Annotated in this window: 29 protein-coding genes; 28 read left to right on the top strand and 1 reads right to left on the bottom strand. The window is 68.7% G+C overall.

Annotation, left to right across the window (positions count from 1 at the left end; all coding sequences use genetic code 11):
- The first annotated feature begins 37 nt into the window (after positions 1 to 37).
- Positions 38 to 445: a GFA family protein gene (locus AAD027_RS07840; protein ID WP_341725471.1), complete on the top strand. Its 408-nt coding sequence runs from the start codon at positions 38 to 40 to the stop codon at positions 443 to 445.
- Positions 446 to 698: 253 nt separating this feature from the next.
- Here AAD027_RS07840 and AAD027_RS07835 read toward each other — a convergent pair whose 3' ends face one another.
- Entirely contained in the window at positions 699 to 1,121 is a 423-nt protein-coding gene (locus AAD027_RS07835; protein WP_341725470.1) for a hypothetical protein, read from the bottom strand.
- A gap of 154 nt (positions 1,122 to 1,275) precedes the next feature.
- On the opposite strand from AAD027_RS07835, the gene AAD027_RS07830 reads away from it, so the two are divergent.
- The 27 genes from AAD027_RS07830 (at position 1,276) to fliR (ending at position 26,010) form a co-directional block, all read left to right on the top strand.
- Complete coding sequence (locus tag AAD027_RS07830; protein WP_341725469.1) at positions 1,276 to 2,130, top strand: tetratricopeptide repeat protein; 855 nt, start codon at positions 1,276 to 1,278, stop codon at positions 2,128 to 2,130.
- Positions 2,108 to 2,698, top strand: a complete 591-nt coding sequence (locus tag AAD027_RS07825) for a hypothetical protein (protein ID WP_341725468.1) — start codon at positions 2,108 to 2,110, stop codon at positions 2,696 to 2,698. The genes AAD027_RS07830 and AAD027_RS07825 overlap by 23 nt, the downstream gene beginning before the upstream one ends.
- A 435-nt stretch (positions 2,699 to 3,133) precedes the next feature.
- Positions 3,134 to 4,330: a flagellin gene (locus tag AAD027_RS07820; protein WP_341725467.1), complete on the top strand. Its 1,197-nt coding sequence runs from the start codon at positions 3,134 to 3,136 to the stop codon at positions 4,328 to 4,330.
- Positions 4,331 to 4,409: 79 nt separating this feature from the next.
- Positions 4,410 to 5,630 carry a flagellin gene (locus AAD027_RS07815; protein ID WP_341725466.1) on the top strand — a complete coding sequence of 407 codons (1,221 nt, stop codon included), beginning with the start codon at positions 4,410 to 4,412 and terminating at the stop codon, positions 5,628 to 5,630.
- A gap of 84 nt (positions 5,631 to 5,714) precedes the next feature.
- Positions 5,715 to 6,896, top strand: coding sequence for a flagellin (locus tag AAD027_RS07810; protein ID WP_341725465.1), 1,182 nt, complete (start codon positions 5,715 to 5,717; stop codon positions 6,894 to 6,896).
- 399 nt (positions 6,897 to 7,295) lie between these two features.
- Positions 7,296 to 8,660, top strand: a complete 1,365-nt coding sequence (fliD, locus tag AAD027_RS07805) for a flagellar filament capping protein FliD (protein WP_341725464.1) — start codon at positions 7,296 to 7,298, stop codon at positions 8,658 to 8,660.
- A 56-nt stretch (positions 8,661 to 8,716) separates the two neighbouring features.
- Positions 8,717 to 9,136, top strand: coding sequence for a flagellar export chaperone FliS (fliS, locus tag AAD027_RS07800; RefSeq protein ID WP_341725463.1), 420 nt, complete (start codon positions 8,717 to 8,719; stop codon positions 9,134 to 9,136).
- On the top strand, positions 9,133 to 9,438 hold the full coding sequence (locus AAD027_RS07795) for a hypothetical protein (RefSeq protein ID WP_341725462.1): 306 nt from the start codon (positions 9,133 to 9,135) through the stop codon (positions 9,436 to 9,438). The genes fliS and AAD027_RS07795 overlap by 4 nt, the downstream gene beginning before the upstream one ends.
- A gap of 2 nt (positions 9,439 to 9,440) precedes the next feature.
- Complete coding sequence (locus tag AAD027_RS07790) at positions 9,441 to 10,034, top strand: PilZ domain-containing protein (protein WP_341725461.1); 594 nt, start codon at positions 9,441 to 9,443, stop codon at positions 10,032 to 10,034.
- A 230-nt stretch (positions 10,035 to 10,264) separates the two neighbouring features.
- A complete protein-coding gene (locus tag AAD027_RS07785) occupies positions 10,265 to 10,897 on the top strand; it encodes a response regulator (RefSeq protein WP_341725460.1) in 633 nt (210 codons plus the stop codon).
- Positions 10,898 to 11,134: 237 nt separating this feature from the next.
- Entirely contained in the window at positions 11,135 to 12,559 is a 1,425-nt protein-coding gene (gene rpoN / locus AAD027_RS07780) for an RNA polymerase factor sigma-54 (RefSeq protein ID WP_341725459.1), read from the top strand.
- Positions 12,560 to 12,575: 16 nt separating this feature from the next.
- The gene (locus tag AAD027_RS07775) at positions 12,576 to 12,956 is read left to right on the top strand and encodes a response regulator (RefSeq protein ID WP_341725458.1); all 381 of its coding nucleotides are present in this window, start codon (positions 12,576 to 12,578) and stop codon (positions 12,954 to 12,956) included.
- On the top strand, positions 12,949 to 14,415 hold the full coding sequence (locus tag AAD027_RS07770) for a sigma-54 dependent transcriptional regulator (protein ID WP_341725457.1): 1,467 nt from the start codon (positions 12,949 to 12,951) through the stop codon (positions 14,413 to 14,415). Before AAD027_RS07775 ends, AAD027_RS07770 begins: the two co-directional genes overlap by 8 nt.
- Before the next feature lie 77 nt (positions 14,416 to 14,492).
- Positions 14,493 to 14,855, top strand: coding sequence for a flagellar hook-basal body complex protein FliE (gene fliE, locus AAD027_RS07765; RefSeq protein WP_341725456.1), 363 nt, complete (start codon positions 14,493 to 14,495; stop codon positions 14,853 to 14,855).
- A gap of 99 nt (positions 14,856 to 14,954) precedes the next feature.
- A complete protein-coding gene (fliF, locus tag AAD027_RS07760) occupies positions 14,955 to 16,619 on the top strand; it encodes a flagellar basal-body MS-ring/collar protein FliF (RefSeq protein ID WP_341725455.1) in 1,665 nt (554 codons plus the stop codon).
- Complete coding sequence (fliG, locus tag AAD027_RS07755; protein ID WP_341725454.1) at positions 16,612 to 17,619, top strand: flagellar motor switch protein FliG; 1,008 nt, start codon at positions 16,612 to 16,614, stop codon at positions 17,617 to 17,619. Before fliF ends, fliG begins: the two co-directional genes overlap by 8 nt.
- Positions 17,616 to 18,236, top strand: coding sequence for a FliH/SctL family protein (locus tag AAD027_RS07750; protein ID WP_341725453.1), 621 nt, complete (start codon positions 17,616 to 17,618; stop codon positions 18,234 to 18,236). Before fliG ends, AAD027_RS07750 begins: the two co-directional genes overlap by 4 nt.
- Entirely contained in the window at positions 18,233 to 19,636 is a 1,404-nt protein-coding gene (gene fliI, locus AAD027_RS07745) for a flagellar protein export ATPase FliI (protein WP_341725452.1), read from the top strand. Before AAD027_RS07750 ends, fliI begins: the two co-directional genes overlap by 4 nt.
- A 12-nt stretch (positions 19,637 to 19,648) precedes the next feature.
- On the top strand, positions 19,649 to 20,107 hold the full coding sequence (fliJ, locus tag AAD027_RS07740; protein ID WP_341725451.1) for a flagellar export protein FliJ: 459 nt from the start codon (positions 19,649 to 19,651) through the stop codon (positions 20,105 to 20,107).
- A gap of 11 nt (positions 20,108 to 20,118) precedes the next feature.
- Positions 20,119 to 21,327, top strand: coding sequence for a flagellar hook-length control protein FliK (locus tag AAD027_RS07735; protein ID WP_341725450.1), 1,209 nt, complete (start codon positions 20,119 to 20,121; stop codon positions 21,325 to 21,327).
- Positions 21,328 to 21,564: 237 nt separating this feature from the next.
- Positions 21,565 to 22,095 (top strand): flagellar basal body-associated FliL family protein, encoded by a 531-nt coding sequence (locus tag AAD027_RS07730; RefSeq protein WP_341725449.1) that lies wholly within the window; start codon positions 21,565 to 21,567, stop codon positions 22,093 to 22,095.
- A 15-nt stretch (positions 22,096 to 22,110) separates the two neighbouring features.
- Positions 22,111 to 23,154 (top strand): flagellar motor switch protein FliM, encoded by a 1,044-nt coding sequence (fliM, locus tag AAD027_RS07725; protein ID WP_341725448.1) that lies wholly within the window; start codon positions 22,111 to 22,113, stop codon positions 23,152 to 23,154.
- On the top strand, positions 23,151 to 23,486 hold the full coding sequence (gene fliN, locus AAD027_RS07720) for a flagellar motor switch protein FliN (protein WP_341725447.1): 336 nt from the start codon (positions 23,151 to 23,153) through the stop codon (positions 23,484 to 23,486). The genes fliM and fliN overlap by 4 nt, the downstream gene beginning before the upstream one ends.
- 10 nt (positions 23,487 to 23,496) lie before the next feature.
- Positions 23,497 to 23,892 carry a flagellar biosynthetic protein FliO gene (gene fliO, locus AAD027_RS07715; RefSeq protein WP_341725446.1) on the top strand — a complete coding sequence of 132 codons (396 nt, stop codon included), beginning with the start codon at positions 23,497 to 23,499 and terminating at the stop codon, positions 23,890 to 23,892.
- A gap of 63 nt (positions 23,893 to 23,955) precedes the next feature.
- Positions 23,956 to 24,711, top strand: coding sequence for a flagellar type III secretion system pore protein FliP (gene fliP / locus AAD027_RS07710; protein WP_425605427.1), 756 nt, complete (start codon positions 23,956 to 23,958; stop codon positions 24,709 to 24,711).
- Positions 24,712 to 24,820: 109 nt separating this feature from the next.
- Positions 24,821 to 25,090, top strand: coding sequence for a flagellar biosynthetic protein FliQ (locus AAD027_RS07705; RefSeq protein WP_341725444.1), 270 nt, complete (start codon positions 24,821 to 24,823; stop codon positions 25,088 to 25,090).
- A gap of 128 nt (positions 25,091 to 25,218) precedes the next feature.
- Positions 25,219 to 26,010, top strand: coding sequence for a flagellar biosynthetic protein FliR (fliR, locus tag AAD027_RS07700; RefSeq protein ID WP_341725443.1), 792 nt, complete (start codon positions 25,219 to 25,221; stop codon positions 26,008 to 26,010).
- Positions 26,011 to 26,209: the final 199 nt, after the last annotated feature.

Here is a 26,209-nt window from a genome sequence, read left to right as displayed (position 1 = left end):
GATCCGCTGATTCCACCACCTGACAGGAAGCATGTGCATGGCGATCAAGACCTATCGGGGCAGTTGCCACTGCGGACAGGTCCGCTACGAGGCCGACATCGATCTGGCCGCCGGCAGCGGCCGCTGCAACTGTTCGATCTGCGCCAAGACCCGCTACTGGGGCACCGTCGTCAAGCCGGAGGCCTTCCGCCTGTTGCAGGGCGAAGAAGCCCTCAGCAGCTATCGGTTCGGCACCCGGGCAGGCAACCACCTGTTCTGCCGGCATTGCGGGGTGAAGTCCTTCGGCAGCGGCGAGCTGGAAGTGCTGGGCGGCCGCTATTACTCGATCAACCTGGCCTGCCTAGACGACGTGGAGGACGCCGAACTGGCCGCCATCGCCATTCGCTACTCGAACGGACGCGACAACGACTGGTTCTCGAAACCGACGGTGACGCGGCACCTGTGAGCGCCCTGCCCGCTCCGGGCATGCTCCAAAGGAAGGCATCCAGAATTCAGGAGGCGTCCTTCTCTTCATCGACGGGAGAGCCGCCCCCTGTAGGAGGGGCTTCAGCCCCGACGCTTGTCCACACCCATCCGGTCGGGGCTGAAGCCCCTCCTACAGGCACAGGCATCCCGGGCTTGGTCGACCGGGGCCGGATACCCAAAAAAAACACCCGGCGGGCCGGGTGTTTTCGTTGCAATGGAGGGAACTGGAACGATCAGGCGCTGCGGCGACGCACCGTGCGCTTGGCGGCGGGCTTGCGCGCGGGGGTGGCGCGGGCACGCTTGGCCGGGGCCTTCTTCGCCACCTTGCGGGCGCGCGGCTTTGCCGTCTTGCGGGCGGGCTTCAGGCCCAGCTTGGACAACACCGGCGCCAGGCGCGCTTCCACTTCGGCGCTGAACTGGCCGACCCTGGCCTCGCCCTGCTCGCGCACGCTGGCGATGCCGCCCAGCACGTTGGCCTGGGTATCGCTGGCCAGCTTTCCGGCCTGCCGGCGCAGGGCGACGACGCGGGCGGCCGCATCGTTGGCGGCGGTGATGGCTTCGCGACGGGCCACGGCGGCCAGTCCCAAACCGGCCAGCCACACATGGCGCAGGGTGGGTTCCGGAGTCTTGGCGCGGGATTTCTTCTTGACGGGCATGGGGGCTTTCCGAATACCGGCCCCAGTGGCCGGTTTCCATGAGGCGATGCTGCCCAAGGCCCATCGAGCAATCACACTATTGGCGTTCACGGTGCGGGGCTTGCCACCGGCCGACGCTGCGGCCATGCTCGATGCCTCCTGGGAGGGACGCAAAATGGCCGGAAAAACATCGAAGTGGGCACCGTTTCCGCATGACGCCAAGGCCTTCGCCCATGCCGGCGACGCATTGAAGAAAGCCTGGCCGGTCCTGCATGCCGGCGACCTGGAGCCCTACCCCGACGACAAGCGCGCCAAGGCGCTGATCGCGGCCGCGGGCAAGTCGGCCAAGGGCATCGAACCCGCCGACCTCGCGCAGCGGCTGCAGGACGCGTGGCGCGCGTTCCACCGTGGCGATTTCCAGGCGGCCTACGAGGCCGGCGAGGCGTTGGGCCCGCTGGGCGCGTCGGTCGCGGTGAAGGCCATGGGCATCCATGCCACCTATCTGGTGGACGACGAAGCCGAGCAGCTCAAGCGTTTCGAGCAGGCGGCCAAGCTGGCGGAAGCGGCGGTGAAGGCATTGCCGGACGAAGCCAACAGCCACTACCGCCACGCCTTCGCGCTCGGTCGCTACAGCCAGGGCCTGAGCATCGCCAAGGCGCTCAAGCAGGGCATCGCCGGCAAGGTGCGTACCGCGCTGGACGCCACGCTGGAACTGGCGCCGAAACATGCCGAGGCGCATACCGCGCTGGCGCTGTACCACGCCGAGATCATCGGCAAGATCGGCGCGATGATCGGCGGCCTGACCTACGGCGCCAAGGCGGCCGAGGCCGAATCGCATATCAGGACGGCGCTTAAGCTGACGCCCGATTCGCCCATCGCGCACATCGAGCACGCCAACGTGCTGTTGTTGCTGTACGGCGACAAGAAGGAAGACGCGGCGGCGACGGCCTTCGAGAAAGCCGGCAAGCTGAAGCCGCGCGACGCCATGGAAGCGCTGGATGCCGCCCATGCGAACGCCCAGCTCGAGTAAAGCCCTCGCCCTCGTCTGCCTGCTGTCGTGGGCGGGCACGGCACAGGCGCAGGCCCCGGCATCGCCCGCTTCGTCTCCGCCCGTCGCGGAAAGTGCGGCCATCCCTAGCGGCGCGGACCCACCCGGCGACACGCTGCTGGATGCGTTGACCTGCCGCACCTCCGTCGCGGACATCGCCAGCCTGTTGCCACGGCTGCGGCGCGAACGCCCCGACGAGTTCGTGCAGACCGAACGGCAGTATTCGTCGCCGATGATGGACCTCTATCGCCTGGTCGAACCGGTGCGTGCATGGGGCCATGAAAGCGACGCCGTCGTCGTCACGCCCAACCGCGTGCTGCTGGCCGTCGAAGGGCCGCTGGAACAGGCCGCCGCGCAACTCGAACACGAGTTGCAACGCACGCAGGATGCGCCGTTGTCCGGCGCGCTGGACGAGCAGCATGCGCTGCTGGTGTACGCGGGCGACCGGCCCGGACTGGATACTCGCACGCTGATCGGTTGCGAATACCGCATCCCCGACCTTTCGCTGCTGGACGACCCACAGGACGCGTGGCGCAAGTCCACGCCCTGATCTGATCCGATCCGCACCGCGCTGTCGCCCACCCGCACGACGCCTTCTCCTGCCGCGACGGCAGGTCCATCTTCGCCAAAGGCCGAAGACGGATTCTTCTTCCGCGATGCGCAGATATCGCCGGCCTTCCGGTGCGCATGCTTTCGCGTCGTCGCCGCCCCGTCGCCACCGTCCCGCCGGAGAGCGGCCGGTTAACGGCAGGCTCCGGACGTTCTGAAGGGTCCGGACCGACGCTTTCCAGGTCTTTTTCGAACCCCTGCGCAGCGGCGTCCATGCGTGCGTCCTGCCGCCTAACACAAATTTTCGCAAGAGGCCTAAAGGTTTTTTTGGCAGCGCCGTTATTCATTTCGCAACCGAGGGCGACTAGCCACCACACATAAAACCGGCAGCACCCTCATCCATCCACGCCGGGACCCAAATAAGAGGAGACGACCCATGGCACAGGTAATCAACACCAACACGATGTCCTTGAACGCTCAGCGCAACCTGAGCACCAGTGGCGCTTCGCTGGCCACCACGATCCAGCGCCTGTCTTCGGGCCTGCGCATCAACAGCGCCAAGGACGATGCGGCCGGTCTGGCCATCTCGGAACGCTTCAGCACCCAGATCCGTGGCCTGGACGTGGCCGTGCGCAATGCCAACGACGGCATCTCGCTGGCCCAGGTCGCCGAAGGCTCGCTGACCGAGATCGGCAACAACCTGCAGCGCATCCGCGAACTGGCCGTGCAGTCGGCCAACGCCAGCAACTCCGCTTCCGACCGTGCGGCGCTGAACGCCGAGGTCAAGCAGCTGACCGCCGAAATCGACCGCGTCGCCAAGCAGGCCGACTTCAACGGCACCAAGCTTCTGGACGGTTCCTTCACCAGCCAGCTGTTCCAGGTCGGCGCCAACGCCGGCCAGGCCATCGCCATCGACAAGGTGGTCGATGCCCGCGCCACCACGATGGGCGGTTCGCAGTTCGACAGCGGCACGCTGGCCATCACGGCCGCCGCCAGCGCCACCGCCGATATCAACATCACCGGCCTGACCCTCACCGACAGCCTGGGCAACGCCATCGCCTTCGACGACCTGACCGTGAAGAGTCAGGGTTCGGTAGCGGGCACCAACGAAGCCGCCGCCAAGGCGCTGGCCGCCCACATCAACGCCAAGATCGGCGAGACCGGCGTGTACGCCGAGGTCGATGCCGCGGGCACCGGGCTCAAGCTGACGTCGGTCAAGACCAGCGTGGACGCCAACGGCGACTTCGCGGCCTTCGGTGTCGCCATCACCGGCGGTACCTATACGGCCACGGCGCCGGCCACCAGCCAGATACCGAAGTTCGTGTCGGACCTGGACATCACCACCTTCGCCGGCGCGCAGCAGGCGCTGGAGATCGTCGACAAGGCGCTGACCTCGGTCAACGGTTCGCGCGCCGACCTGGGCGCCATCCAGAACCGATTCACCTCGGTGGTCGCCAACCTGCAGACCAGTTCGGAAAACCTGGCCGCCTCGCGCAGCCGCATCCGCGACACCGACTTCGCCAAGGAGACCGCCGAACTGACCCGCACCCAGATCCTGCAGCAGGCCGGTACGGCCATGCTGGCCCAGGCCAACCAGGTGCCGCAGAACGTACTGAGCTTATTGCAACGCTGAACCAGGTATCCCCGGCGGCACGGCGGGGATCGTTGGAAAACTTTTCCCCCGTGCAGAAAACGCCCTAGGAGTCAAACTCATGGCACAGGTAATCAACACCAACACGATCTCGCTGAACGCCCAGCGCAACCTGGGCACCAGCGGCGCCTCGCTGGCCACCACCATCCAGCGGCTGTCTTCCGGCCTGCGCATCAACAGCGCCAAGGACGACGCCGCCGGTCTGGCCATCTCCGAACGCTTCAGCACCCAGATCCGCGGCCTGGACGTGGCCGTGCGCAACGCCAACGACGGCATCTCGCTGGCCCAGGTCGCCGAAGGTTCGCTGACCGAGATCGGCAATAACCTGCAGCGCATCCGCGAACTGTCGGTGCAGTCGGCCAACGCCACCAACTCGGCCTCCGACCGCGCCGCGCTGAACGCCGAAGTCAAGCAGCTCACCGCCGAAATCGACCGCGTCGCCAAGCAGGCGGATTTCAACGGCACCAAGCTGCTGGACGGCTCGTTCTCCAGCCAGTTGTTCCAGGTCGGTGCCAACGCCGGCCAGGCCATCGCCATCGACAAGGTGGTCGATGCCAAGGCCGATGCGCTGGGCGGTTCGCTGTTCGCGCAGGCAGGCTTTACGGCGACCGCCAGCGGCACCACCGAAACCACCGGCACGTTCAGTTACAACGCCGCCACCATCGCGGCATTCACCATCACCAATGACGGTGTCACCACCAGCTTCGACGCCATCGACATCGCCGCCTCGGGCTCCACCTACGGCTCCGCCCCGGCCGCAGCCACGGCCAGCCAGGTCGCCAAAGGCAACGCCATCGCCGCCGCGGTGAACGCCAAGACCGGCGATACCGGCATCACGGCGGAAGTGAACGCCACCACCGGCGCGGTCACCTTCTCGTCGTGGAAGGAAGGCCAGGTCGGCGACCAGATCACCAGTACGCTGGCCGGCGGCACCTTCACCAACGCCGCCATCGCCGCGGGCGACTCCAAGTTCGTGGGCGACCTGGACATCTCCACCTTCGCCGGTGCGCAGAAAGCCCTGCAGATCGTCGACAAGGCGCTGACCGCCGTGAACAGCGCGCGTGCCGACCTGGGTGCGGTGCAGAACCGCTTCACCTCGGTGGTCGCCAACCTGCAGACCAGCTCGGAAAACCTGGCCGCTTCGCGCAGCCGCATCCGCGACACCGACTTCGCCAAGGAAACCGCCGAACTGACCCGCACCCAGATCCTGCAGCAGGCCGGCACGGCCATGCTGGCCCAGGCCAACCAGGTGCCGCAGAACGTGCTCAGCCTGCTCCGCTGATCGCGGAGAACCGCCGAGACGGGCGCTCTCCCGTCCGTTCCGGCCAGGCCCCCCTTCTAGTCCGTACGACCAAGGAAAATTCTCATGGCACAAGTCATCAACACCAACACGATCTCGCTGAACGCCCAGCGCAACCTGGGCACCAGCGGCGCCTCGCTGGCCACCACCATCCAGCGGCTGTCTTCCGGCCTGCGCATCAACAGCGCCAAGGACGATGCCGCCGGTCTGGCCATCTCCGAACGCTTCAGCACCCAGATCCGCGGCCTGGACGTGGCCGTGCGCAACGCCAACGACGGCATCTCGCTGGCCCAGGTCGCCGAAGGTTCGCTGACCGAGATCGGCAACAACCTGCAGCGCATCCGCGAACTGTCGGTGCAGTCGGCCAACGCCACCAACTCGGCCTCCGACCGCGCCGCGCTGAACGCCGAAGTCAAGCAGCTCACCGCCGAAATCGACCGCGTCGCCAAGCAGGCGGATTTCAACGGCACCAAGCTGCTGGATGGCTCGTTCTCCAGCCAGTTGTTCCAGGTCGGCGCCAATGCCGGCCAGGCCATCGCCATCGACAAGGTGGTCGATGCGAAGTCCGACGCATTGGGCAACGTCAAGTTCGCGGCCGTCCAGACCGCCACGACGGCGGCGGCGGCGGCCACCGCCGACGGCAAGCTCGCCGGCATGCAGATCAACGGCGTCACCATCGCCGATGTGGAATGGAAGAATGGCGCCACCGGCGATGAAATCGCGCAAGCCATCGCCACGGCCGTGAACGCCAAGCTGGGCGAATCCGGCGTATCGGCCTCGGTCGGCACCGGCGCCGATGCCGGCAAGGTCATCATGACCTCGGTGAAGGCAGGCAAGGACTTCGACATCACGGCCGGCGCCATCACCGGCGGCGCCACCGAAATCGGCCTGACGGGCATCGTCGACGCCACCGCGGCCGCCACCGCCACCGCCAGCTTCGCCAAGGACCTGGACATCACCACGTTCGAAGGCGCGCAGAAGGCCCTCGAGATCGTCGATGCCGCCCTGACCGCGGTCAACAGCGCCCGCGCCGACCTGGGTGCGGTGCAGAACCGCTTCACCTCGGTGGTCGCCAACCTGCAGACCAGCTCGGAAAACCTCGCCGCTTCGCGCAGCCGCATCCGCGATACCGACTTCGCAAAGGAAACCGCCGAACTGACCCGCACCCAGATCCTGCAGCAGGCCGGTACGGCCATGCTGGCCCAGGCCAACCAGGTGCCGCAGAACGTGCTCAGCCTGCTCCGCTGACGCCTCGCCGCTCCACCTTTCTCGACTAGTTCTCTGTCGTCACGGACGGATTCGTCTCCCTCCGTTTGGCAGTACTCCAACCCCTCCCGGCAACGGGAGGGGTTTTTTTCTTGGAGCCGGGATTGGGGATTGGGGATGATGGGATTGGGCGCGCCGTCGGCTGTTGCTCTACGAATCCCCAATCCCGGCTCTTCTGGCACAAACCCTGCATCCGTTCCCCTCGCCCGCATTTCTCACCAGCGGCCAGGCATACGGCGGCGGTGGGAGACGGAGAAATGCGGGCTAAAGAACGGCCGCCGCGGGCCGTTACTGGAACTGCATGGGCGGGCCGCATCCGGCAGCGGATGTCAGGCCCGCCCGGCCTCCCTTTTGCGGAAAGGGAAAGACAGGAGACACGGCATGGCAGACTACTCGTTGGGATACGGCGGCATCGGCTCCGGGCTGGACATCACCGGCATGGTGGAGCAGTTGGTGGCCGCCGACCGCAAGCCGGCCGAGAACCGCCTGACCCGCATCGAGAGCCAGGCCAAGTTCAAGTTGTCCGCACTGGGCACGGTCAGTTCGGCCTTCAGCACGCTCAGCACCGCGCTCAATGCGCTGAAGTCCTCCACCGCCTTCGATACCCGCACGGTCAAGTCGGGCACGGACAGCGTGCTCGGCGCCAGCGTCGGCAGCGGCGCCCCCAACGGCACCTACTCGGTGGAAGTCGTGTCGCTGGCCACCGCCAACAAGTGGATCGCCGACCAGCCGGTGGCGGCGGACCAGACGTTCGGCGCCGGCCAATTGACGCTGTCGGTGGGCGGCGAGTCGCTGACCATCGACATCGCCCAGGACAGCACCCTGCAGGATGTCCGCAGCGCCATCAACGACGCCGCGCGCAGCAAGGGCGTGCAGGCCAGCGTGCTGACCTCGAACGACGGCCTGTACCTGTCCGTGTCCTCGGACAAGACCGGCGCCGCCAACGGCATCTCGCTCGCCTTCGCGTCCGGCGGCGACGACCTGCAGGCCTTGGCCGCCAGCCTGCAGGAGCGCGTGCCGGCCGCCGATGCGGAAGTGAAGATCGATGGCCTGACCGTCACCGCCAGCGGCAACAAGATCACCGACGCCGTGCCCGGCCTGACCCTGGACCTGAAGACCGTGGGCACCAGCACCGTCACCGTGTCCACCGACACGGCGGCGGCCGGCAAGCTGATCCAGGATTTCGTCACCGCGTACAACGGCGCCATCAACGCCATCAACACGGCGACCAAGTACAACGCCACCAACAACGAGCCGTCCGCGCTGACCGGCGATGCGCAGATGCGCAGCGCCTCGGGCCAGCTGCGAAGCGTGCTGAGCAGCCTGCTGGGCGAACTATCCGCGCAGGGGCTGGACGCCAAGGCGATCGGACTGCAGACCAAGGCGTACCCCTCGTCCGACGGCACGCTGGTGTTCGACAGCAGCAAGTTCACCGCCACCCTGACCAGCGACCCCGAGAAGATCCGTGCCGCCTTCACCGGCGACAGCGGATTCGCCGGCAAGCTGCAGACCGCGGTGGGCAGCTACATCGGCAGCAACGGCGCGTTCACGCAACGCACCAGCAGCCTCAATGCCCAGATCAAGGATGTCGCCGCGCAACGCACCGCGCTGGATGCCCGCATGGAAGCCGTGGGCAACCGCTACAAGGCGCAGTTCGTGGCGATGGACGCGATGGTCGCGCGGATGAACAGCACCAGCAACTACCTGGCCCAACAACTTGCCGCCCTGGCAAACCAGACCGGATAACCGTCGATCCGCACCGGCGCCGAACAGTCGCGCCGGGGATCACAGGAGAAAATGGAATGTCATCCCATTCGTACGCCGCCCAGTACCGCAACACCGGCCTCAGCAGCGCGGTCATGGAAGCCGACCCGCACCGCCTGGTGGCGTTGCTGCTGGCCGGCGCCTGCGAGCGCCTGCGCCTGGCCGAAGCCTGCGTGGAACGCGGCGACCTGGCCCGCAAGGGCAAGGCCATCGGCGAAGTGTGCGCCATCATCGGCCACCTCAACGGCTCGCTCGACCATGAGGCCGGCGGCGAAATCGCCGGCAGCCTGGCCTCGCTGTACGACTACGTGCAATCGCGGCTGATCGAGGCCAATCTCAACAACGACGCCTCGGCCCTGCGGGAATCGCTGGACCTGCTGACCGAGATCGAAGCGGCGTGGAACGCCATTCCCGCCGAGCAGCGCCAGCGCCCCGCGGTGGCCGCCGCCGCGCGATGAGCACCGCGCCCACCCTGGACGAACTGTTCGCCCAACTGCAGGCCATGCAGGCCGACCTGCGCGATGGACAGCTCCACGACGTCGAACCCATGCTGCTGCGGCACGATCGCGACGTGCGCGCGTTTCTGCATGCCGACGGCGGCCGTGCCGCGGGCTACGATGCGCTGGCCACGCTGCTGCGCGCGCAGCTCGACCTGCAGCAGCAGATGAAGGATGCACGCGAGGAATCCCGTCGCCAGATGCAGGCCTCGCAACGCGCCGACCGCGCCGCGCGCGCCTACCTGGCCCTGGCCGAGGACTGACCATGCCCGTCGATGCGCCACTGCTGGACCACCCGGCCGAAACCGAACTGTTCGGCGACGCCCTGACCTGCGAGGCCGTGCTGCCCGCGCGATTCGCGGCCGGCGAGCGGCCGTTGCTGCAGGCGCAGTCCGAAGCGCTGCTGCACGGCCTGGCCATCGCCGAGGACGTGCGCGGCGAGGACCACGAAGACCGCAACGAAGCCACGCCCTCCCTGCAGCGCCTGGAAGCCAAGCTCGACCTGGTGCTGGCCCTGCTGGGCCGGCTGGCGCGCAGGCAGGAAGACGCCCTGCCCATCCGTCCCTTGCGCTGGTCGCATCGCGGCCTTCGCCTCGACCTGGCGCAGCCCGCTGGCGTCGCGCCCGGCACCGCCGGCGTGGTGATGCTGCAACCGGTGGCCTGGCTCAGCGACCACATCGAACTGCCCGCCACCGTGCTGGCGCATGTGCCGGACGCGAAGGGCGGCCAGCATCTCTGGCTGCGCTTCGGTGCGCTCAACCCGGGCCTGGCCGAAGCGATGGAGCGGCACCTGTTCCGCCAGCACCGCCGGCAGATCGCCGAAGCCCGCCAGGCCGCGCTCGCCAGCCGCGAGGATTGATTCCCCACGGGCACGGCCCACGCGCATGCACCCACCCTACGCCTGAGCATGGTGCGGCCTCGTCGCGTGCCTGCCTTGCGTCGTGCGCGTTCTCGCGCCGCGAACGGACGCGCCAAGTGTGACCCAGGTCTGGAATCCGGCGCTTTCCCCGCTTTCTGAATTGGCGTCTTCCGACAGCGCCGCTATTGTGACTGCCCTAAGGACAGCTTCTGCCGACTGGTTTCTCCCCCGTGCGCGTACTCATCGTCGACGACCACACCCTGGTGCGGGCCGGTATCTCCCGCCTGCTGCAGTCATTGCCCGATGTGGATGTCGTGGCCGAAGCCTGCAACGCCCAGCAGGCCATCGACATGGCCGCCATCCACCGCCCCGACGTGGTGTTGCTGGACCTGTCGCTGCCCGACCGCAGCGGACTGGACGTCCTGCCGATACTGCGCGAGACGCTGCCGCAGGCGCGCGTGGTCATCATGTCCATGCACAACGACCCCACCCAAGTGCGCGTGGCGCTGGACCGCGGCTGCGCCGGTTTCGTGGTCAAGGAAGCCGCCCCGATGGAACTGGAGCTGGCCCTGCGCGCCGCGGCCGCCGGCCAGGTGTTCCTGAGCCCGCAGGTCTCCTCGAAGATGCTGGCGCCGATGCTGGGCAACCAGCGCCCCACCGGCATCGCCGCGCTTTCGCCGCGCCAGCGCCAGATCCTGCGCAAGCTGGGCGGCGGCATGAGCAGCAAGGAAATCGCCGCCAACCTGGGCATCAGCGTCAAGACCGTGGAAACCCACCGCGCCCGCATGATGGAATCGCTGGGCTGCCGCCGCGCCAACGACCTGCTGCTGCTGGCCGCGCGCCACCAGAACGAACTGGCCTGAGCCTTGCATGACCGGGGTGGATACGCCCCACCGGTGACGGATTCCCGTGACCGCCCCGCCCCGACAGGCACTCTCCATCGACGATAACCCGACGCTGTAGGGGCCGCCCCTACAGCCGGTCGGGCGCGCCCTCATCACAACCAGAAACGCCCCGATTATTTTTCCGGCGCGGCGCGCGCAAAGTGTTCACACGGTGTGAAGCCCACCACGGCCATCCATCGAATCGGGGACACGGGAATGAAAACGGGTATATCCGCCCAGCTCGGGCAACAGCTTCACCTGACGCCGCAACTGCTGCAGTCGATCCGGCTGCTGCAACTGGATGGCCTGCAGTTGGAAATGGAAGTGCGCCGCGCACTGGACCTCAACCCGCTGCTGGAAGTCGAGGAGACCGCCGAAGCCGACGCCCGCGAGACCCTGCAGGAACTGCCGCCGCAGGACGCCGCCGCCGTCGAGACGGCCGCGTTCGACGAACTGCCCGAATCCAGCCTGTGGGACGTGCCCGGCGCCAGCTGGCACGACGGCGACGACGATCGCATGCAGCGCATCGAGGCCGGCGAATCCAGCGACCCGCACGTGCGCGTGCTGACCCGCCTGGCGCTGGAACTGGACGAGCGCGCCCTGCCGGTCGTCGCCTTCTGGCTGGAGCACACCGACGACGCCGGCTACCTGCAACAGGACCCGGAATCGCTGGCGCTGATCGCCGCCGCGCAGTTCCGCACCACCGCCGAACACGCACTGGCCCTGCGCCTGCACCTGCTGCATGGCGAGTTCCCCGGCCTGGCCGCCCGCGACGTGCGCGAATGCCTGCGCGTGCAGCTCGAGCGGCTGGAAGGCCGCGTGCCGGCCCGCGCCATCGCCCTGCGCATCGTCAATGACGGCCTGGCCCTGCTGGCCGCGCACGAATACGACGGCCTGGCCCGCCTGCTGGACCTGGATCCGGAGCAGGTACGGGAAGGCGTCCGCCTGATCCTGTCGCTGGACGCCCGCCCGGGCGAAACACTGGCGCCCGCGCCGTCCGGCTACATCGTGCCCGACGTGGTGGCCTGGCACGCCGACTGCGCCTGGCGCGTGGCGCTGAACCCGGCCACCACCCCGCGCGTGCGCGTCAACGCCATGCAGGAACGCGCCCTGGACCAGGCTGACGCCTCGCCCGGCGCCGGCAAGCTGCGCGAACTGCTGCAGGAAGCCCGCTGGCTGACCCGCGGCCTGTCGATCCGCTACGACACCCTGCTGCGCACGGCCCGCGCCATCGTCGAGCGCCAGGCCGGCTTCCTGGCCCACGGCGACGAGGCGATGGCGCCGCTGACGCTGAAGGAGATCGCCGACGAGATCGGCATGCACGAGTCCACCGTCTCGCGCATCACCACCGGCAAGTACATGCAGACCCCGCGCGGCACCTTCGAGCTGAAGCATTTCTTCGCCGTGCGGCTGGAAGGCGCCAACGTCTCCGGCCCGGCCGTGCGCGCCATGGTGCGCCGCCTGATCGAGTCCGAACCGGCCGGCAAGCCGCTGGCCGACGAGGCCATCGCCGGCCTGCTGGCCCGCCAGGGCATCCATATCGCCCGCAGAACTGTGGCGAAGTACCGGGAACAGCTCGATATCGCTCCCGCCCGGGAACGCCGACGCGCTACCGTTACGGTCTTGGCCAAGGCCGGATAACGGAGCGAGTAAAAGCATGAGCAAGATCACGGTTCTGCTGGTGGACGACCACGAGGGTTTCATCAACGCCGCCCTGCGCCACCTGCGCAAGGTGGAGTGGCTGGACATCGTCGGCCGCGCCAGCAACGGCCTGGAAGCCATCGAGCGGTCCGAAACCCTGCGCCCGCAGGTGGTGCTGATGGACCTGGCCATGCCGGAAATGGGCGGCCTGCAGGCCACCCGCCTCATCAAGACCCAGGACGCACCGCCCTTCATCGTGATCGCCAGCCATTTCGACGACGCCGAACACCGCGAGCACGCCATGCGCGCCGGCGCCGACGATTTCGTCAGCAAGCTTTCCTACATCCAGGAAGTCTTGCCCATCCTCGAGAGATACAAAGACAGCCGCCATGAGTGAATCCCGCATCCTCGTCATCGACGCCGACGCCACGCGTGCCGAACGCCTGGCCGGCCTGCTTGAGTTCATGGACCTCACACCCCGCTGGGTCGCCGGCGCCGGCGACGTGGATGTGCAGCGGCACCGCCCGCACGACTGGCTGGCCGTGGTGGTGGGCACGCTGGAGGATGCCAGGGCGGCGGAATCCTTCTTCGCCTGGCTGGGCAAGGCGCAACTGCCGCCGCCGGTGCTGCTGCTGGAAGGCGACACGGCCGCGTTCGCCGGCGCGCACGGCCTGCACGAGGCCGGCGTCTGGGCGCTGGAAAGCCCGATCCGCCACGCGCAGCTGGAAGCCTGCCTGCGCCGCGCCAGCCTGAAGCGGCTGGATACCGAGCACCAGGCGCAGAACGCCGCCGGCAGCAGCGGCCCGACCGGCAACAGCCCGGCGGTGGTCCGCCTGCGCCGGATGATCGACCAGGTGGCCGCGTTCGACACCACCGTGCTGGTGCTGGGCGAATCCGGCACCGGCAAGGAAGTGGTGGCGCGCGCCATCCACGACCGGTCGCCGCGCCGCGACGGGCCGTTCGTGGCGATCAACTGCGGCGCGATCCCGCCGGACCTGCTGGAAAGCGAACTGTTCGGCCACGAGAAAGGCGCCTTCACCGGCGCGCTGAGCGCCCGCAAGGGCCGCTTCGAGATGGCCGAGGGCGGCACCCTGCTGCTGGACGAGATCGGCGACATGAGCCTGCCGATGCAGGTCAAGCTGCTGCGCGTGCTGCAGGAACGCAGCTTCGAGCGCGTGGGCGGCAACCAGACCATCCGCTGCAACGTGCGCGTGATCGCCGCCACCCACCGCAACCTGGAAGCGCGCATCGCCGACGGCCATTTCCGCGAAGATTTGTTCTACCGCCTCAACGTGTTCCCCATCGAGATGCCGGCCCTGCGCGAGCGCAGCGACGATCTGCCCGCGCTGGTCGCCACCATCGCCGCGCAACTGGCCCGCACCGGCCGTGGCGAAGTCCGCTTCGCCGCCGACACCCTGCAGGCGCTGGGCCAGTACGCCTGGCCCGGCAACGTGCGCGAACTGACCAACCTGGTCGAGCGCCTGGCGGTGCTGCACCCTGGCGGGCTGGTGCGCGCGCACGACCTGCCCAAGCGCTACCAGCCCGAAAACCTGCCGCCGGCCGCCGAGCCGGTGGCGGTGGAATCCGCACCGGCCGCCACCGCGCCCGCGCCGGCCACCGCAACGGAGACCGTCGTGGCCGCCCTGCCCGTCGACCGGCTGCCGGAGGAAGGCCTGGACCTGCGCGAACACATCGCCCAGATCGAAATCAACCTGATCCGCGACGCCCTGGAACGCGCCGGCGGCGTGGTCGCCCATGCCGCCCAGTTGCTGGGCCTGCGCCGCACCACGCTGGTGGAGAAGCTGCGCAAGTACGGCGTGGAACGCGACGACGCCCTGTTGGCGACGGAAAACTGACAAGCGGCGGCGAGCGGTTCCGGCACGCGTCTTGCACCTGACACGACAAGACACCACGACGCCCCGCACCGCCGCCCATGTCCGACGCCGTCTCCTCCATCCTGTCGCAGATCCGCAGCTACCAGACCCAGTTGGGCACGCGCTCGCTGGAACCGGTGCAGGATCCCGGCGCCTTCGCCCCCGGCGCGGTCGGCTTCGGCCAGCCGGCGGTCAAGGCGCCCAGCTTCGGCGAGAGCCTGCAGAACGCGCTGCAGGGCGTGAACAACGCCCAGAAGGAAGCCGGCGCCTTGGCGCAGGCGTTCGAACTGGGCGACCCGCGCGCCGACCTGGCGCGGGTGATGGTGGCCACGCAGCAGTCGCAGGTGGCCTTCCGCGCCACCGTGGAAGTGCGCAACCGGCTGGTGCAGGCCTACCAGGACGTCATGAACATGCCGCTGTAGAGCATGCCGCTGTAAAGCACGCCGCCGTAACGCAACACCGCAATCCTCCTCGCCCATCCGCCCATCGCCCAGACACGCCAGCGCAGGAACCGCAACGCCATGGCCCTCACCCTCTCCAAGGAATCGCTGAAGGAATCGCTGAATGCCGAGAAGGCGGGCGCGGCGCTTTCCAGGATCCAGGATACGCCGGTGTTCCGCCAGATGGGCACGCTGCTGACGATCGCCGGCGCGGTGGCGGTGGGCCTGATGGTGTTCTTCTGGTCGCAGAAGCCCGCCTTTACGCCGCTGTATACCGGGCTGGACGCCAAGGCCACCGCCGAGGCCGCCGACATGCTGCGCGCGGCCAAGATCCCGTTCCAGCTGGACCAGGCCACCGGCGCGATCTCCGTGCCGGAGCAGAACCTGCACGACGCCCGCCTGAAGCTGGCCGGCGCCGGCCTGGCCGAGAGCGGCCGGCTCGGCTTCGAGATGATGGAGCGCGACCCCGGCTTCGGCGTCAGCCAGTTCGTCGAGAACGCGCGCTACCAGCACGCGCTGGAAACCGAACTGGTCCGCACCATCACCACGCTGCGCCCGGTCCGCGACGCGCGCGTGCACCTGGCCATCCCCAAGCCCAGCGCGTTCACCCGCCAGCGCGACGTCGCCAGCGCATCCGTCGTGCTGGACCTGCGCTCGGGCGCGCTGCTGGAACGCAACCAGGTGGACGCCATCGTGCACCTGGTCTCGTCCAGCATCCCCGACCTGGCGCCGGAGCGCGTCACCGTGGTCGACCAGAGCGGCCGCATGCTGACCATCAGCGACCCCAACAGCGAGGCCGCGCTCAACGCCGCGCAGTTCGAGCGCGTGCGCAAGCTGGAGACCTCCTTCAACGAACGCATCCGCGAACTGCTGGAACCGTTGACCGGCCCCGGCCGGATCAACGCCGAAGTCGCCGTGGACATGGATTTCTCGGTCACCGAGGAAGCGCGCGAGACCTTCGCCAACGATCCGGCCAAGATCCGCAGCGAACAGGTCAGCCAGAACACGATCGCCGGCACCGGCCCCGAAGGCGTGCCCGGCGCCACCAGCAATACCCCGCCCGGCCCCGACGCCGCCGCCACGCCCAATCCCGCCGCGCCGGTCGAGACCGCCAGCAGCGCCACCCGCAACTTCGAACTGGATCGCACCCTGCAGCACACGCGGCAGCCGGCCGGCCGCGTGCGCCGCGTCACCGCCGCCGTGCTGGTGGACCACATCCCGCGCACCGGCGAGAACGGCAAGGTCGTGATGACCGCGCTGGACGCCGCCACCCTGACCCGCATCGAAGCGCTGGTGAAGGAAGCCGTGGGCTTCGACGCCGCGCGCGGCGATTCGGTGTCGGTGATGAACGCCCCCTTCGTGCGCGAGATCGACAAGCCGGAGGACGTGCCGTTCTGGGAAAGCCCGTGGCTGCACAACCCGCTGCTGCGCGACATCGCCCGCTACGGCCTGGGCGCGCTGGTGGTGATCGCCCTGCTGTTCGGCGTGCTGCGCCCGGCGATGCGCCAGATCATCGACCCGAAGGCCGCCAGGAAAGAGGACGACGAAGGCATCGACGTGACCGTCGTGGACGACGAGGACGACGACGCGCGCGCCGCCGCGGCGCTGCACCACGAGCCGCCGCCGATGCGCGCCCTGCCCTCCGACGCCTACGAGGACCGCCTGCGCCAGGCGCGCGAAGCGGTGAAGGCCGACTCCAAGCAGGTCGCGCAGGTGGTCAAGGACTGGGTGGCCAACGATGAGTAACCCCGAAACCAGCCTCAACGGCGTGCAGAAGGCCGCCGTGCTGCTGCTCTCGCTGGGCGAGGAAGACGCGGCCGAAGTGCTCAAGCACATGAACGCCAAGGAAGTGCAGAAGCTCGGCATCGCCATGGCCACCATCTCCGGCGTCAGCCGCGAGCAGGTGATGCAGGTGATGGACATCTTCGGCGCCGCGCTGGACAAGCAGACCTCGCTGGGCATGGGCGCCGACGACTACGTGCGCAAGGTGCTGGTGCAGGCGCTGGGCGAGGACAAGGCCGGCAGCCTGATCGACCGCATCCTGCTGGGCCGCAACACCACCGGCCTGGACACGCTGAAGTGGATGGACCCGCGCGCCATCGCCGACCTGGTGCGCAACGAGCACCCGCAGATCATCGCCATCGTGCTGTCTCACCTGGACGGCGACCAGGCCGCCGAAGTGCTGAAGATGCTGCCCGAGCGCGCGCGCACCGACGTGCTGCTGCGCATCGCCACCCTGGACGGCATCCCGCCCAATGCGCTGAACGAACTCAACGAGATCATGGAGCGGCAGTTCGCCGGCAACCAGAACCTCAAGTCGTCCAGCATCGGCGGCGTCAAGGTCGCCGCCAACATCCTCAACTTCATGGATTCGGGCCAGGACCAGGCCATCCTGGGCAGCATCACCCAGGTCGACGCCGACCTGGGCGCGCGCATCCAGGACCTGATGTTCGTGTTCGACAACCTGGCCGACCTGGGCGACCGCGAACTGCAGGCGCTGCTGCGCGAAGTGCCCAACGACCGCCTGGGCCTGGCGCTGCGCGGCGCCGACGCCAAGGTCAGGGAAAAGATCACCCGCAACATGTCCCAGCGCGCCGCGCAGATCCTGCTGGAAGACATGGAGGCGCGCGGCCCCGTGCGCCTGTCCGACGTCGAAGGCGCGCAGAAGGAGATCCTGGCCATCGTCCGCCGCCTGGCCGACCAGGGCGTCATCTCGCTGATGGCCAACGCCGAGGAGATGGTATGAACGTCCCTTCCCCGATCCGCTGGATGGCGCCGCCGCTGGACGTGGTGCTGTCCATCGACGAACCCGAACAGGACGCCCCGCCGCCGCCGCGCCCGCCCAGCCTGGAAGAGATCCAGGCCATCCAGGACGCCGCCTACCGCGAAGGGCTGGAACGCGGACTGGCCGAAGGCCACGCCGAAGGATTCGGGCAGGGCCAGGCCGAAGTGCGTCGCCTGGCCGCGCAGATGGAAGGCATCCTGGACAACTTCTCGCGCCCGCTGGACCGGCTGGAGAACGAAGTCGTCGCCGCGCTGTCCGAACTGGCCGTGCGCATCGCCGGCGCGCTGGTCGGCCGCGCCTACCAGGCCGACCCGCAGTTGTTGCAGGAACTGGCCAGCGAGGCGCTCGACGCCGTCGGCGGCGCCAGCCGCGAAGTGGAGCTGCGCCTGCACCCGGACGACATCGCCGCGCTGACGCCGGTGCTGTCGTTGATGCCGGCCACCCGCCTGACCGCCGACACCAGCCTGACCCGCGGCGACCTGCGCGTGCACGCCGAGAGCGTGCGCATCGACGGCACCCTGGAAGCGCGCCTGCGCGGCGCGCTGGAAACCGTCCTCAACCGCGGGGCGCGGGCATGAGCGCGCAACCGCTGGAATGGCTGACCGCGCGCGACCTGCGCCTGTCCGCGCGGCTGTCACAGATCAGTCCCGAGCTGGGCGGCCGCGGCCTGATCCGCGAAGGCATCCTGCGCCGCGCCGTCGGCCTGACCCTGGAAGCGATCGGCTGCGAAGCGCCGATGGGCGCCACCTGCAAGGTCGAAGTCGCCGACGGCGGCTGGGTCGATGCCGAAGTGGTCGGCTTCGCCGGCGAACGCACCTACCTGATGCCCAGCGCCGAACTGCACGGCCTGCTGCCCAACGCGCGCGTGGTGCCGTCGCGCCGCCGCGGCGGCGTGGAAGTCGGCGAAGGCCTGCTGGGCCGCGTGATCGACAGCGACGGCGTGCCGCTGGACGGGCGCGGCCCGATCCGCGCCGAAGGCACCGTCAGCCTGTCCGGCGCGGCGATCAATCCGCTCTCGCGCGAACCGATCACCCAGCCGCTGGACGTGGGTGTGCGCGCGATCAACGCGCTGCTGCCGATCGGGCGCGGCCAGCGCGTGGGCCTGTTCGCCGGCTCCGGCGTCGGCAAGTCCACGCTGCTGGGCATGATGACCCGCTACACCGCCGCCGACGTGATCGTGGTCGGCCTGATCGGCGAACGCGGCCGCGAAGTGCGCGATTTCGTCGAAAGCACGCTGGGCCCGGTCGGCCTGGCGCGCGCGGTGGTCGTCGCCAGTCCGGCCGACCGGCCGCCGCTGGCGCGCCTGCAAGGCGCCTACCGCGCCACCGCCATCGCCGAATGGTTCCGCGACCAGGGCCTCAATGTATTGCTGCTGATGGATTCGCTGACCCGCTTCGCCCAGGCGCAGCGCGAGATCGGCCTGTCGGTCGGCGAGCCGCCGACCACGCGCGGCTATCCGCCGTCGGTATTCGCGCGCCTGCCCGCGCTGGTGGAACGCGCCGGCAACGGTTCGGCCGGCCGCGGCTCCATCACCGCCTTCTACACCGTGCTGACCGAGGGCGACGATCCGCAGGATCCCATCGCCGACGCCGCGCGAGCGATCCTGGACGGCCACATCCTCCTGTCGCGCCGCGTCGCCGACAGTGGCCTGTACCCGGCCATCGACGTGGAATCGTCGGTCAGCCGCGTGGTCACCGAGATCGCCGACGAAACCTGGCGCGACCGCATCCGCAAGCTCAAGCGCCTGCTGTCCGCCTACACCAGCAACCGCGACCTGATCGCCATCGGCGCCTACCAGCGCGGCAACGATCCCACCGTGGACGAAGCGCTGGAACGCTGGCCGGAGATCGTCGAGTTCCTGGGCCAGGACGTGGCCCGCGCCGCCGACCTGCCCAGCAGCCGCGCCGCGCTGGAAACCCTGGTCGAACGCAATGCCCCCGTGGGCGCCCCCGCCCCACGCAGTCCGCTGGAAAGCTAAGGAAGTCCCGCCATGATGCAATCCCGCCGAATCGACCCGCTGCTGCGCCGCGCGCAGGAACACGAGGATTCCGTCGCCCGCGACCTGGCCGAGCGCCAGCGTTCGCTCGCCTTGCAGGAATCGCGGCTGGAGGAACTGCGCGGCTATGCCGCCGAATACGCCAACAGCCAGATGGCCGCCACCAGTCCGGCGCAGCTGGCCAACCGCCGCGCCTTCCTGGACCGCATCGACCAGGCGCTGGCGCAGCAGTTGCAGAACGTGGACCGCAGCCGCTCGAGCGTGGACATCGAACGCGACCGCCTGCTGCTGGCCAGCCGCGACAAGCAGGTGCTGGAACAGCTGGCCGCCAGCTACCGCGCGCAGGAGCGGCAGGTGGTCGAGCGCCGCGACCAGCGCGAGATGGACGACCTGGGCGCACGCCGCGTGCGCCAGGCCGCCACCGCCGCCGCGCAGGAAAGCGAGGAAGCCTGATGCCCCCTTCGATGTCCGCCCTCGCCTTCACCGGCAACACCGCCAAGGCCGGCGCCCCGGGCAAGGACGCGTCCGGCGCGGACCAAGTCGCACGCACGAAGGACAAGCCGGATTTCGAAAAACTGGTGCGGCAGGAACGACCATCGACCCGCTCCGCTTCCCGTGCCGACACGCACGCGTCCAGGCGCGATGAGCGGCGCCCCGCCTCCGCGCAGGAGGAACAGGCCGGCACGGAACGGACCGAACGCACGGCGGCCCGCCGCGCATCCAAGCCGCAGGAAGACGGCGCCGATCCGCTGCTGGCGACGGCCTGGCTGATGGAACTCCCTGCCGCGCACGACCTGGATTCCATTGTTGTCGCGAATCCGTTGCTCACCGATGCGGCGGCGACCCTGCTGCCCGCCCAGGCCCCGGCGAACAGCGCTTTCGTCGCCGATGCCGCCGGCAGCGCGGGTGCCGATCCGCTGTTGCCGCAGATCCTGGCCGGTGCCGCGGCATCGACATCGGCGGCGCCGGCGGATACTGCGCCGGCCGATGCCGCGGCCAACAACGCCCCGGCGACGCAGGCCGAAGGCGGCAAGCCCACCCTGCAGAACCTGCTGTCCTTCGCCACCCACCTGGCCACCGGCAACGTGGCCGCAGCCGTGCCCGAAGCCATCGCGCTGGGCAAGGACGCGGTGGACGCACTGCGCAGCGACGACACCGACTCCACCGCGCCCACCGGCAACACGCTGGCTGGGCTAGGCAATGTCGGCACGCCACTGGGCCTGGCGCGCACCGCCACCGTCAACGCGATGGAAGCGCCCGGCGCCGACCTGCACGGCGGCCGCTTCGACGAAGAGATCGGCGACAGCGTGCGCTGGATGGCCGACCAGAAGATCGGCCACGCCCACATCAGGATCAGTCCCAACGAACTGGGTACGGTGGAAGTGCGCCTGCGCCTGGACGGCGACCGTGTGCACGCCGACTTCACCAGCGCCCAGGCCGACGTACGCCAGGCGCTGGAAAACAGCCTGCCCAGGCTGCGCGACATGCTCGGCCAGCACGGCTTCCAGCTGGCGCACGCCGACGTGGGCCAGCAGCACCAGCCCTCGTCGCAGGCCACCGGTTCCGGCCGCCATGAAGGCGATGCCGCCACGGGCGCCGGCGGCAGCGGCGACGCCGACCTGCCCCGCCCCGTCCGCATGACCGCGCTGGGGCTGCTGGACGCCTACGCCTGACATCCCCCCTGTGGGAGCGACGTGAGTCGCGACCGGGGATCAGGCCAGCCATGAATCCTTGGAACATGCGTATCGGGTCCGGGGAGAGAGGTATTCCGGACATGTAGTTCTTGCGGTCGCGACTCACGTCGCTCCCACAAGGCTCCGCGGCCGCCGTCAAAACATCGACAGGCCTGCCGCAGCTCCGCGGCACACCGCTTGCATCCAGTACGGCGACCCCTCAGGAGATCCATCGCCGTGGCAGCCGCCGACAAGATCGCAAGCAAACCCAAGGCCGAGAAAGGCGACAAGAAGGCCAAGTCGGGCAAGCCGTTGCTCACCATCATGTTGGTGGCGGTGATCGCCGCGGGCGCGGCCGGTGGCGGCGCATGGTATTTCGCCAGCCGTGCCGGCACGGCCGACAAACCGGAAGCGCCCAGGACCACCAGGCCGGGCACGGTGCCGGCACCGGCGCAGTATTTCGCGCTGGAACCGCCGTTCGTGGTCAACCTGGTCGGCGAGACCGGCGGCGCGCGCTACCTGCAGGTGGAAGTGCAGCTGATGACGCGCGACCCGGAATCGCTGAAGGCCATCGAACTGCACGCGCCGGCGATCCGCGCGCGCCTGCTGATGCTGTTCGCCCAGCAGGACGCCGCCAGCCTGATGAGCCGCGCCGGCAAGGAACGCCTGCAGAGCGACGCATTGACCGAAGTGAAGACGCTGCTGGTCGCCGAGACCGGCAAGCCTTCCGCCGAATCCCTGCTGTTCACCAGCTTCGTGATGCAGTAACGGACGCCGTTCGCCATGATGACCAGTGACCTGCTGTCGCAAGACGAGATCGACGCCCTGCTCAACGGCGTGGATTCGGGCGCGATCGAGACCGAAGAGGCGCCGATCGACCCGACCATCGCGCGGCCCTACGATTTCGCCAGCCAGGACCGCATCGTGCGCGGCCGGTTGCCGACGCTGGAGATGATCAACGAGCGCTTCGTGCGCACCTGGCGCATCGGCCTGTTCAACCTGCTGCGCCGCTCGGCCGAGCTGTCGGTGCGCGGCATCGAGACGATCAAGTTCGGCGACTACCTGCATTCGCTGTACGTGCCCACCAACCTCAACCTGATCAAGTTCAAGCCGTTGCGCGGCGTCGGCCTGATCGTGTTCGAGCCGAAGCTGGTGTTCACCATGGTGGACAACTTCTTCGGCGGCGACGGGCGCTACCCCGCCAAGATCGAGGGCCGCGAGTTCACCCAGACCGAGATGCGGGTGATCCACCTGCTGCTGAAGCAGACCTTCGCCGACCTGATCGACGCGTGGGCGCCGGTGATGCCGGTGGACTTCGAATACATCACCAGCGAGGTCAACCCGCACTTCGCCAACATCGTCAGCCCGCGCGAGTACGTGGTGGTCAGCCGCTTCCACGTGGAGCTGGACGGCGGCGGCGGCGACCTGCACGTGACCCTGCCCTATTCCATGCTGGAACCGATCCGCGAACTGCTGGACGCCGGCATCCAGTCCGACCGCGTGCACGACGACGACAGCTTCCGCGTGACCCTGCACGAGCAATTGCGCGGCGCCGAGGTCACCGTGTCCAGCGTGCTGGCCGAGAAGCGCATCGACCTGCGCCAGCTGACCAGCCTCAAGGTCGGCGACATCCTGCCCATCGACCTGCCCAAGGCGGTGCCGGTGTGCGTGGAGCAGGTGCCGGTGTTCACCGGCGAGTTCGGCATTTCCAACGGCAACAACGCGGTGAAGATCACCGCCAAGCATCCACCCGGTAGCCAGCACAAGCACACGGTGCCGCCCAGCCATGCCCTCACACCCGTCGCCTTCCAGGACGCCACGCCATGATTCCCGAGAACGAAGACACCCTCGCCACGACTTTCGACGAACCGCCCGCGGAGACGCCGGCCGGCGAACCCGACATGAGCCTGGACGTGATCCTGGACGTGCCGGTCACGCTGTCGCTGGAAGTCGGCCGCACGCGCATGCCGATCCGCAGTCTGCTGCAGCTCAACCAGGGCTCGGTGGTGGAACTGGAGCGCGGCGCCGGCGATCCGCTGGACGTGTTCGTCAACGGCACGCTGATCGCGCACGGCGAGGTGGTGGTGGTCAACGACCGTTTCGGCGTGCGCCTGACCGACGTGGTCAGCCCCAGCGAACGCATCCGCCGCCTGCGCTGAGTGGACCGCGATGACCTTCCTGCCCACCCTGCTCGCCACCGCCGCCGCACCGGCCCAGAAGATCGGCCAGCACGCGCCGTCCACGCCCGGCGTCGGCGGCGCGCTGGTCGGCCTGATCCTGGTGCTGGGCCTGATCCTGGGCCTGGCCTGGCTGCTCAAGCGCATGCCCGGCGCGGGGCTGGGCATCCGCCCCAGCGAGCAGTTGCGCGTGGTGTCGATGCTGTCGGTGGGCGCCAAGGAACGCGTGATGGTGATCGAAGTGGGCAAGGAACAGTTGCTGATCGGCGTGACCGCCGGCGGCATCACCGCACTGCACACGCTGCCGGAACCCCTGGTCGTCGCGCCCGCGCCGACGATGCCGAATTTCGCCGAGCTGCTGGCCAAGCGCCTGCGCAAAGAGACCTGAAAGATGCGTCGCCTCGTTCTTTCCCTGATCTGCCTGCTGTGGCTGTGCGCACCCGCGATCGCGATGGCGCAGGCCACCAGCGCGCCCGCGACGGCGCAGACGGCGGCCACCGCCGCGCCGACGCCGCCGTCCTCGCCCACGCTGCCGGCCCTGCCGAAGGTCAACGTGGGCCAGGTCGGCGACAACACGGTCAGCCTGCCGCTGCAGACGCTGCTGCTGATGACGGCGATCACGCTGATCCCGTCCGCACTGCTGGCGATGACCGCCTTCACCCGCATCATCATCGTGCTGGGCCTGCTGCGGCAGGCGATGGGCACCGGGCAGACGCCGTCCAACCAGGTGCTGGTGGGGCTGGCGCTGTTCCTGACCATGCTGGTGATGATGCCGGTGGGCGAAAAAGCCTGGGCGCAGGGCATGGCGCCGTACCTCGACGGCCAGATCGATTTCGCCACCGCGTGGACCATGACCACCGGGCCGCTGCGCGACTTCATGCTGGCGCAGGTGCGCGAGACCGACCTGATGACCTTCGCCGGCCTGGCCGGCCACGGCGCCTATGCCGGCCCGGCCGACGTGCCCTTCCCCATCGTCGTGGCCTCGTTCATCACCAGCGAGCTGAAGACCGCGTTCGAGATCGGCTTCCTGATCTTCATCCCGTTCGTGATCATCGACCTGGTAGTGGCCAGCGTGCTGATGTCGATGGGCATGATGATGCTGTCGCCGATGCTGGTCTCCGCCCCGTTCAAGATCCTGCTGTTCGTGCTGGTCGACGGCTGGGTGTTGATCGTCGGCTCGCTGGCGGCGAGCTTCAACGTGGCATAGCCACGTTGAAGTCGGGATCGGGGATTCGGGATTTGCAAAAGCCCAGCCGATCTCCAACCTGCCCGCTCTTCCCGATCCCGAATCCCCAATCACGAATCCCGGCCCTCGAATGACTCCCGAACTTGCTCTCACCGAACTGCGTGGCGGCCTTGAGATAGCCCTCTGGGTCGGCGGCCCGCTGTTGCTGGTGGTACTGGTGGTCGGCGTGATCGTCGGCGTGATCCAGGCGGCGACGCAGTTGAACGAGCCGACCATCGCCTTCGTCGCCAAGGCCATCGCGCTGACCGCCGCGCTGTTCGCCACCGGCAGCTACTTGCTGGGCACGCTGGTGGAATACACCACCACGCTGTTCCAGCGGCTGCCGCACTTGATCGGCTGAGCCGACGTGATTGGGGATTCGGGATTCGGGATTCGCAAGAGCAGACCCGGCATCCAGGACGGTTCGATCCCCGTTCACCCACCGCTTTTCTCCAATCCCTAATCCCCAATCACGAATCCCGGCTCTTCATGGATCCCGCCACGCAAATGGTCATCGACGGCCAGCAGGCCTTCGGCATGGTCAATGCGGTGTTGTGGACGATGCTGCGCACCGGTGCGCTGCTGATGGCCGCACCGCTGATCGGCACGCGCGCCGTGTCGGTGCGCGTGCGGGTGATCATCGCCGGCGCGCTGGCGATGGCGTTGGCGCCGCTGCTGCCGGGCACGCCGGACCGCATCGCCTTCGACGCCTCCACGGTGTTGAACGTGGCCCGCGAACTGGCGCTGGGCGCCAGCATGGGCTTCATGCTGCGGCTGGCGTTCGAGGCCGGCGCGTTGGCGGGCGAACTGATCTCGCAGGGCACCGGCCTGGCCTTCGCGCAGATGTCCGATCCGTTGCGCGGGGTGAATTCCGGCGTGGTGGGCCAATGGTTCTACCTGGCCTTCGGCCTGCTGTTCTTCACCATGAACGGCCACCTGGCGCTGGTGTCGCTGCTGGTGGACAGCTACCGCTCGCTGCCGATCGGCGATGCCCTGCCCGACGTGGCGCGGATGCTGCAGGTGGCGCCGGCCCTGTTCTCGCACGTGTTGCGCGCGGCCGTGGGGCTGGCGTTGCCGGTGATGGTGGCGATGCTGGCGGTGAACCTGGCCTTCGGCGTGCTGGGCCGCGCGGCGCCGGCGTTGAACCCGATCCAGCTGGGCCTGCCGACCGCGCTGCTGCTGGGGCTGTTCCTGCTGGCGCTGCTGGCCGGCGAGCTGGGGCCGCCGGTGCAACGCATCTTCGACCTGTCCTTTGATGCGGCGCGGCAAGTGAGTTCCTGACGAAACCACGGTTACTCATCGACTGCGCTGTCAACCGCGTTTTTGGCACCTGTGCGCGCCTCATCGCCGTTTTCATCGGCCGCGGTTCCACTAAATGCATGAACCGGTGCAGAATGGCGTGAGGGAACGTGACATACGCCCGCGAATGGAACCGCATGCCGGATCCGTTCCAGGCGCGTGCCGTCATCCGCCGAAGATG

Source organism: Pseudoxanthomonas putridarboris (assembly GCF_038321125.1).
Lineage (GTDB): Bacteria > Pseudomonadota > Gammaproteobacteria > Xanthomonadales > Xanthomonadaceae > Pseudoxanthomonas_A > Pseudoxanthomonas_A putridarboris.
Note: the sequence above shows the minus strand (reverse complement) of the source record. Positions and strands in the feature narration are given on the sequence as shown.

Coding starts and splice junctions, on each gene's coding strand:
- AAD027_RS07770 (WP_341725457.1), top strand. CDS start 12,949: ATGAGTGAATCCCGCATCCTCGTCATCGACGCCGACGCCACGCGTGCC.
- AAD027_RS07735 (WP_341725450.1), top strand. CDS start 20,119: ATGTCCGCCCTCGCCTTCACCGGCAACACCGCCAAGGCCGGCGCCCCG.
- fliM (WP_341725448.1), top strand. CDS start 22,111: ATGATGACCAGTGACCTGCTGTCGCAAGACGAGATCGACGCCCTGCTC.
- fliD (WP_341725464.1), top strand. CDS start 7,296: ATGGCAGACTACTCGTTGGGATACGGCGGCATCGGCTCCGGGCTGGAC.
- AAD027_RS07830 (WP_341725469.1), top strand. CDS start 1,276: ATGGCCGGAAAAACATCGAAGTGGGCACCGTTTCCGCATGACGCCAAG.
- fliJ (WP_341725451.1), top strand. CDS start 19,649: ATGATGCAATCCCGCCGAATCGACCCGCTGCTGCGCCGCGCGCAGGAA.
- AAD027_RS07840 (WP_341725471.1), top strand. CDS start 38: ATGGCGATCAAGACCTATCGGGGCAGTTGCCACTGCGGACAGGTCCGC.
- fliI (WP_341725452.1), top strand. CDS start 18,233: ATGAGCGCGCAACCGCTGGAATGGCTGACCGCGCGCGACCTGCGCCTG.
- AAD027_RS07815 (WP_341725466.1), top strand. CDS start 4,410: ATGGCACAGGTAATCAACACCAACACGATCTCGCTGAACGCCCAGCGC.
- fliF (WP_341725455.1), top strand. CDS start 14,955: ATGGCCCTCACCCTCTCCAAGGAATCGCTGAAGGAATCGCTGAATGCC.
- AAD027_RS07795 (WP_341725462.1), top strand. CDS start 9,133: ATGAGCACCGCGCCCACCCTGGACGAACTGTTCGCCCAACTGCAGGCC.
- AAD027_RS07775 (WP_341725458.1), top strand. CDS start 12,576: ATGAGCAAGATCACGGTTCTGCTGGTGGACGACCACGAGGGTTTCATC.
- AAD027_RS07825 (WP_341725468.1), top strand. CDS start 2,108: ATGCGAACGCCCAGCTCGAGTAAAGCCCTCGCCCTCGTCTGCCTGCTG.
- AAD027_RS07750 (WP_341725453.1), top strand. CDS start 17,616: ATGAACGTCCCTTCCCCGATCCGCTGGATGGCGCCGCCGCTGGACGTG.
- fliO (WP_341725446.1), top strand. CDS start 23,497: ATGACCTTCCTGCCCACCCTGCTCGCCACCGCCGCCGCACCGGCCCAG.
- rpoN (WP_341725459.1), top strand. CDS start 11,135: ATGAAAACGGGTATATCCGCCCAGCTCGGGCAACAGCTTCACCTGACG.
- fliE (WP_341725456.1), top strand. CDS start 14,493: ATGTCCGACGCCGTCTCCTCCATCCTGTCGCAGATCCGCAGCTACCAG.
- fliR (WP_341725443.1), top strand. CDS start 25,219: ATGGATCCCGCCACGCAAATGGTCATCGACGGCCAGCAGGCCTTCGGC.
- fliS (WP_341725463.1), top strand. CDS start 8,717: ATGTCATCCCATTCGTACGCCGCCCAGTACCGCAACACCGGCCTCAGC.
- AAD027_RS07810 (WP_341725465.1), top strand. CDS start 5,715: ATGGCACAAGTCATCAACACCAACACGATCTCGCTGAACGCCCAGCGC.
- AAD027_RS07835 (WP_341725470.1), bottom strand. CDS start 1,121: ATGCCCGTCAAGAAGAAATCCCGCGCCAAGACTCCGGAACCCACCCTG.
- AAD027_RS07790 (WP_341725461.1), top strand. CDS start 9,441: ATGCCCGTCGATGCGCCACTGCTGGACCACCCGGCCGAAACCGAACTG.
- fliP (WP_425605427.1), top strand. CDS start 23,956: ATGGCGCAGGCCACCAGCGCGCCCGCGACGGCGCAGACGGCGGCCACC.
- AAD027_RS07820 (WP_341725467.1), top strand. CDS start 3,134: ATGGCACAGGTAATCAACACCAACACGATGTCCTTGAACGCTCAGCGC.
- fliN (WP_341725447.1), top strand. CDS start 23,151: ATGATTCCCGAGAACGAAGACACCCTCGCCACGACTTTCGACGAACCG.
- AAD027_RS07705 (WP_341725444.1), top strand. CDS start 24,821: ATGACTCCCGAACTTGCTCTCACCGAACTGCGTGGCGGCCTTGAGATA.
- fliG (WP_341725454.1), top strand. CDS start 16,612: ATGAGTAACCCCGAAACCAGCCTCAACGGCGTGCAGAAGGCCGCCGTG.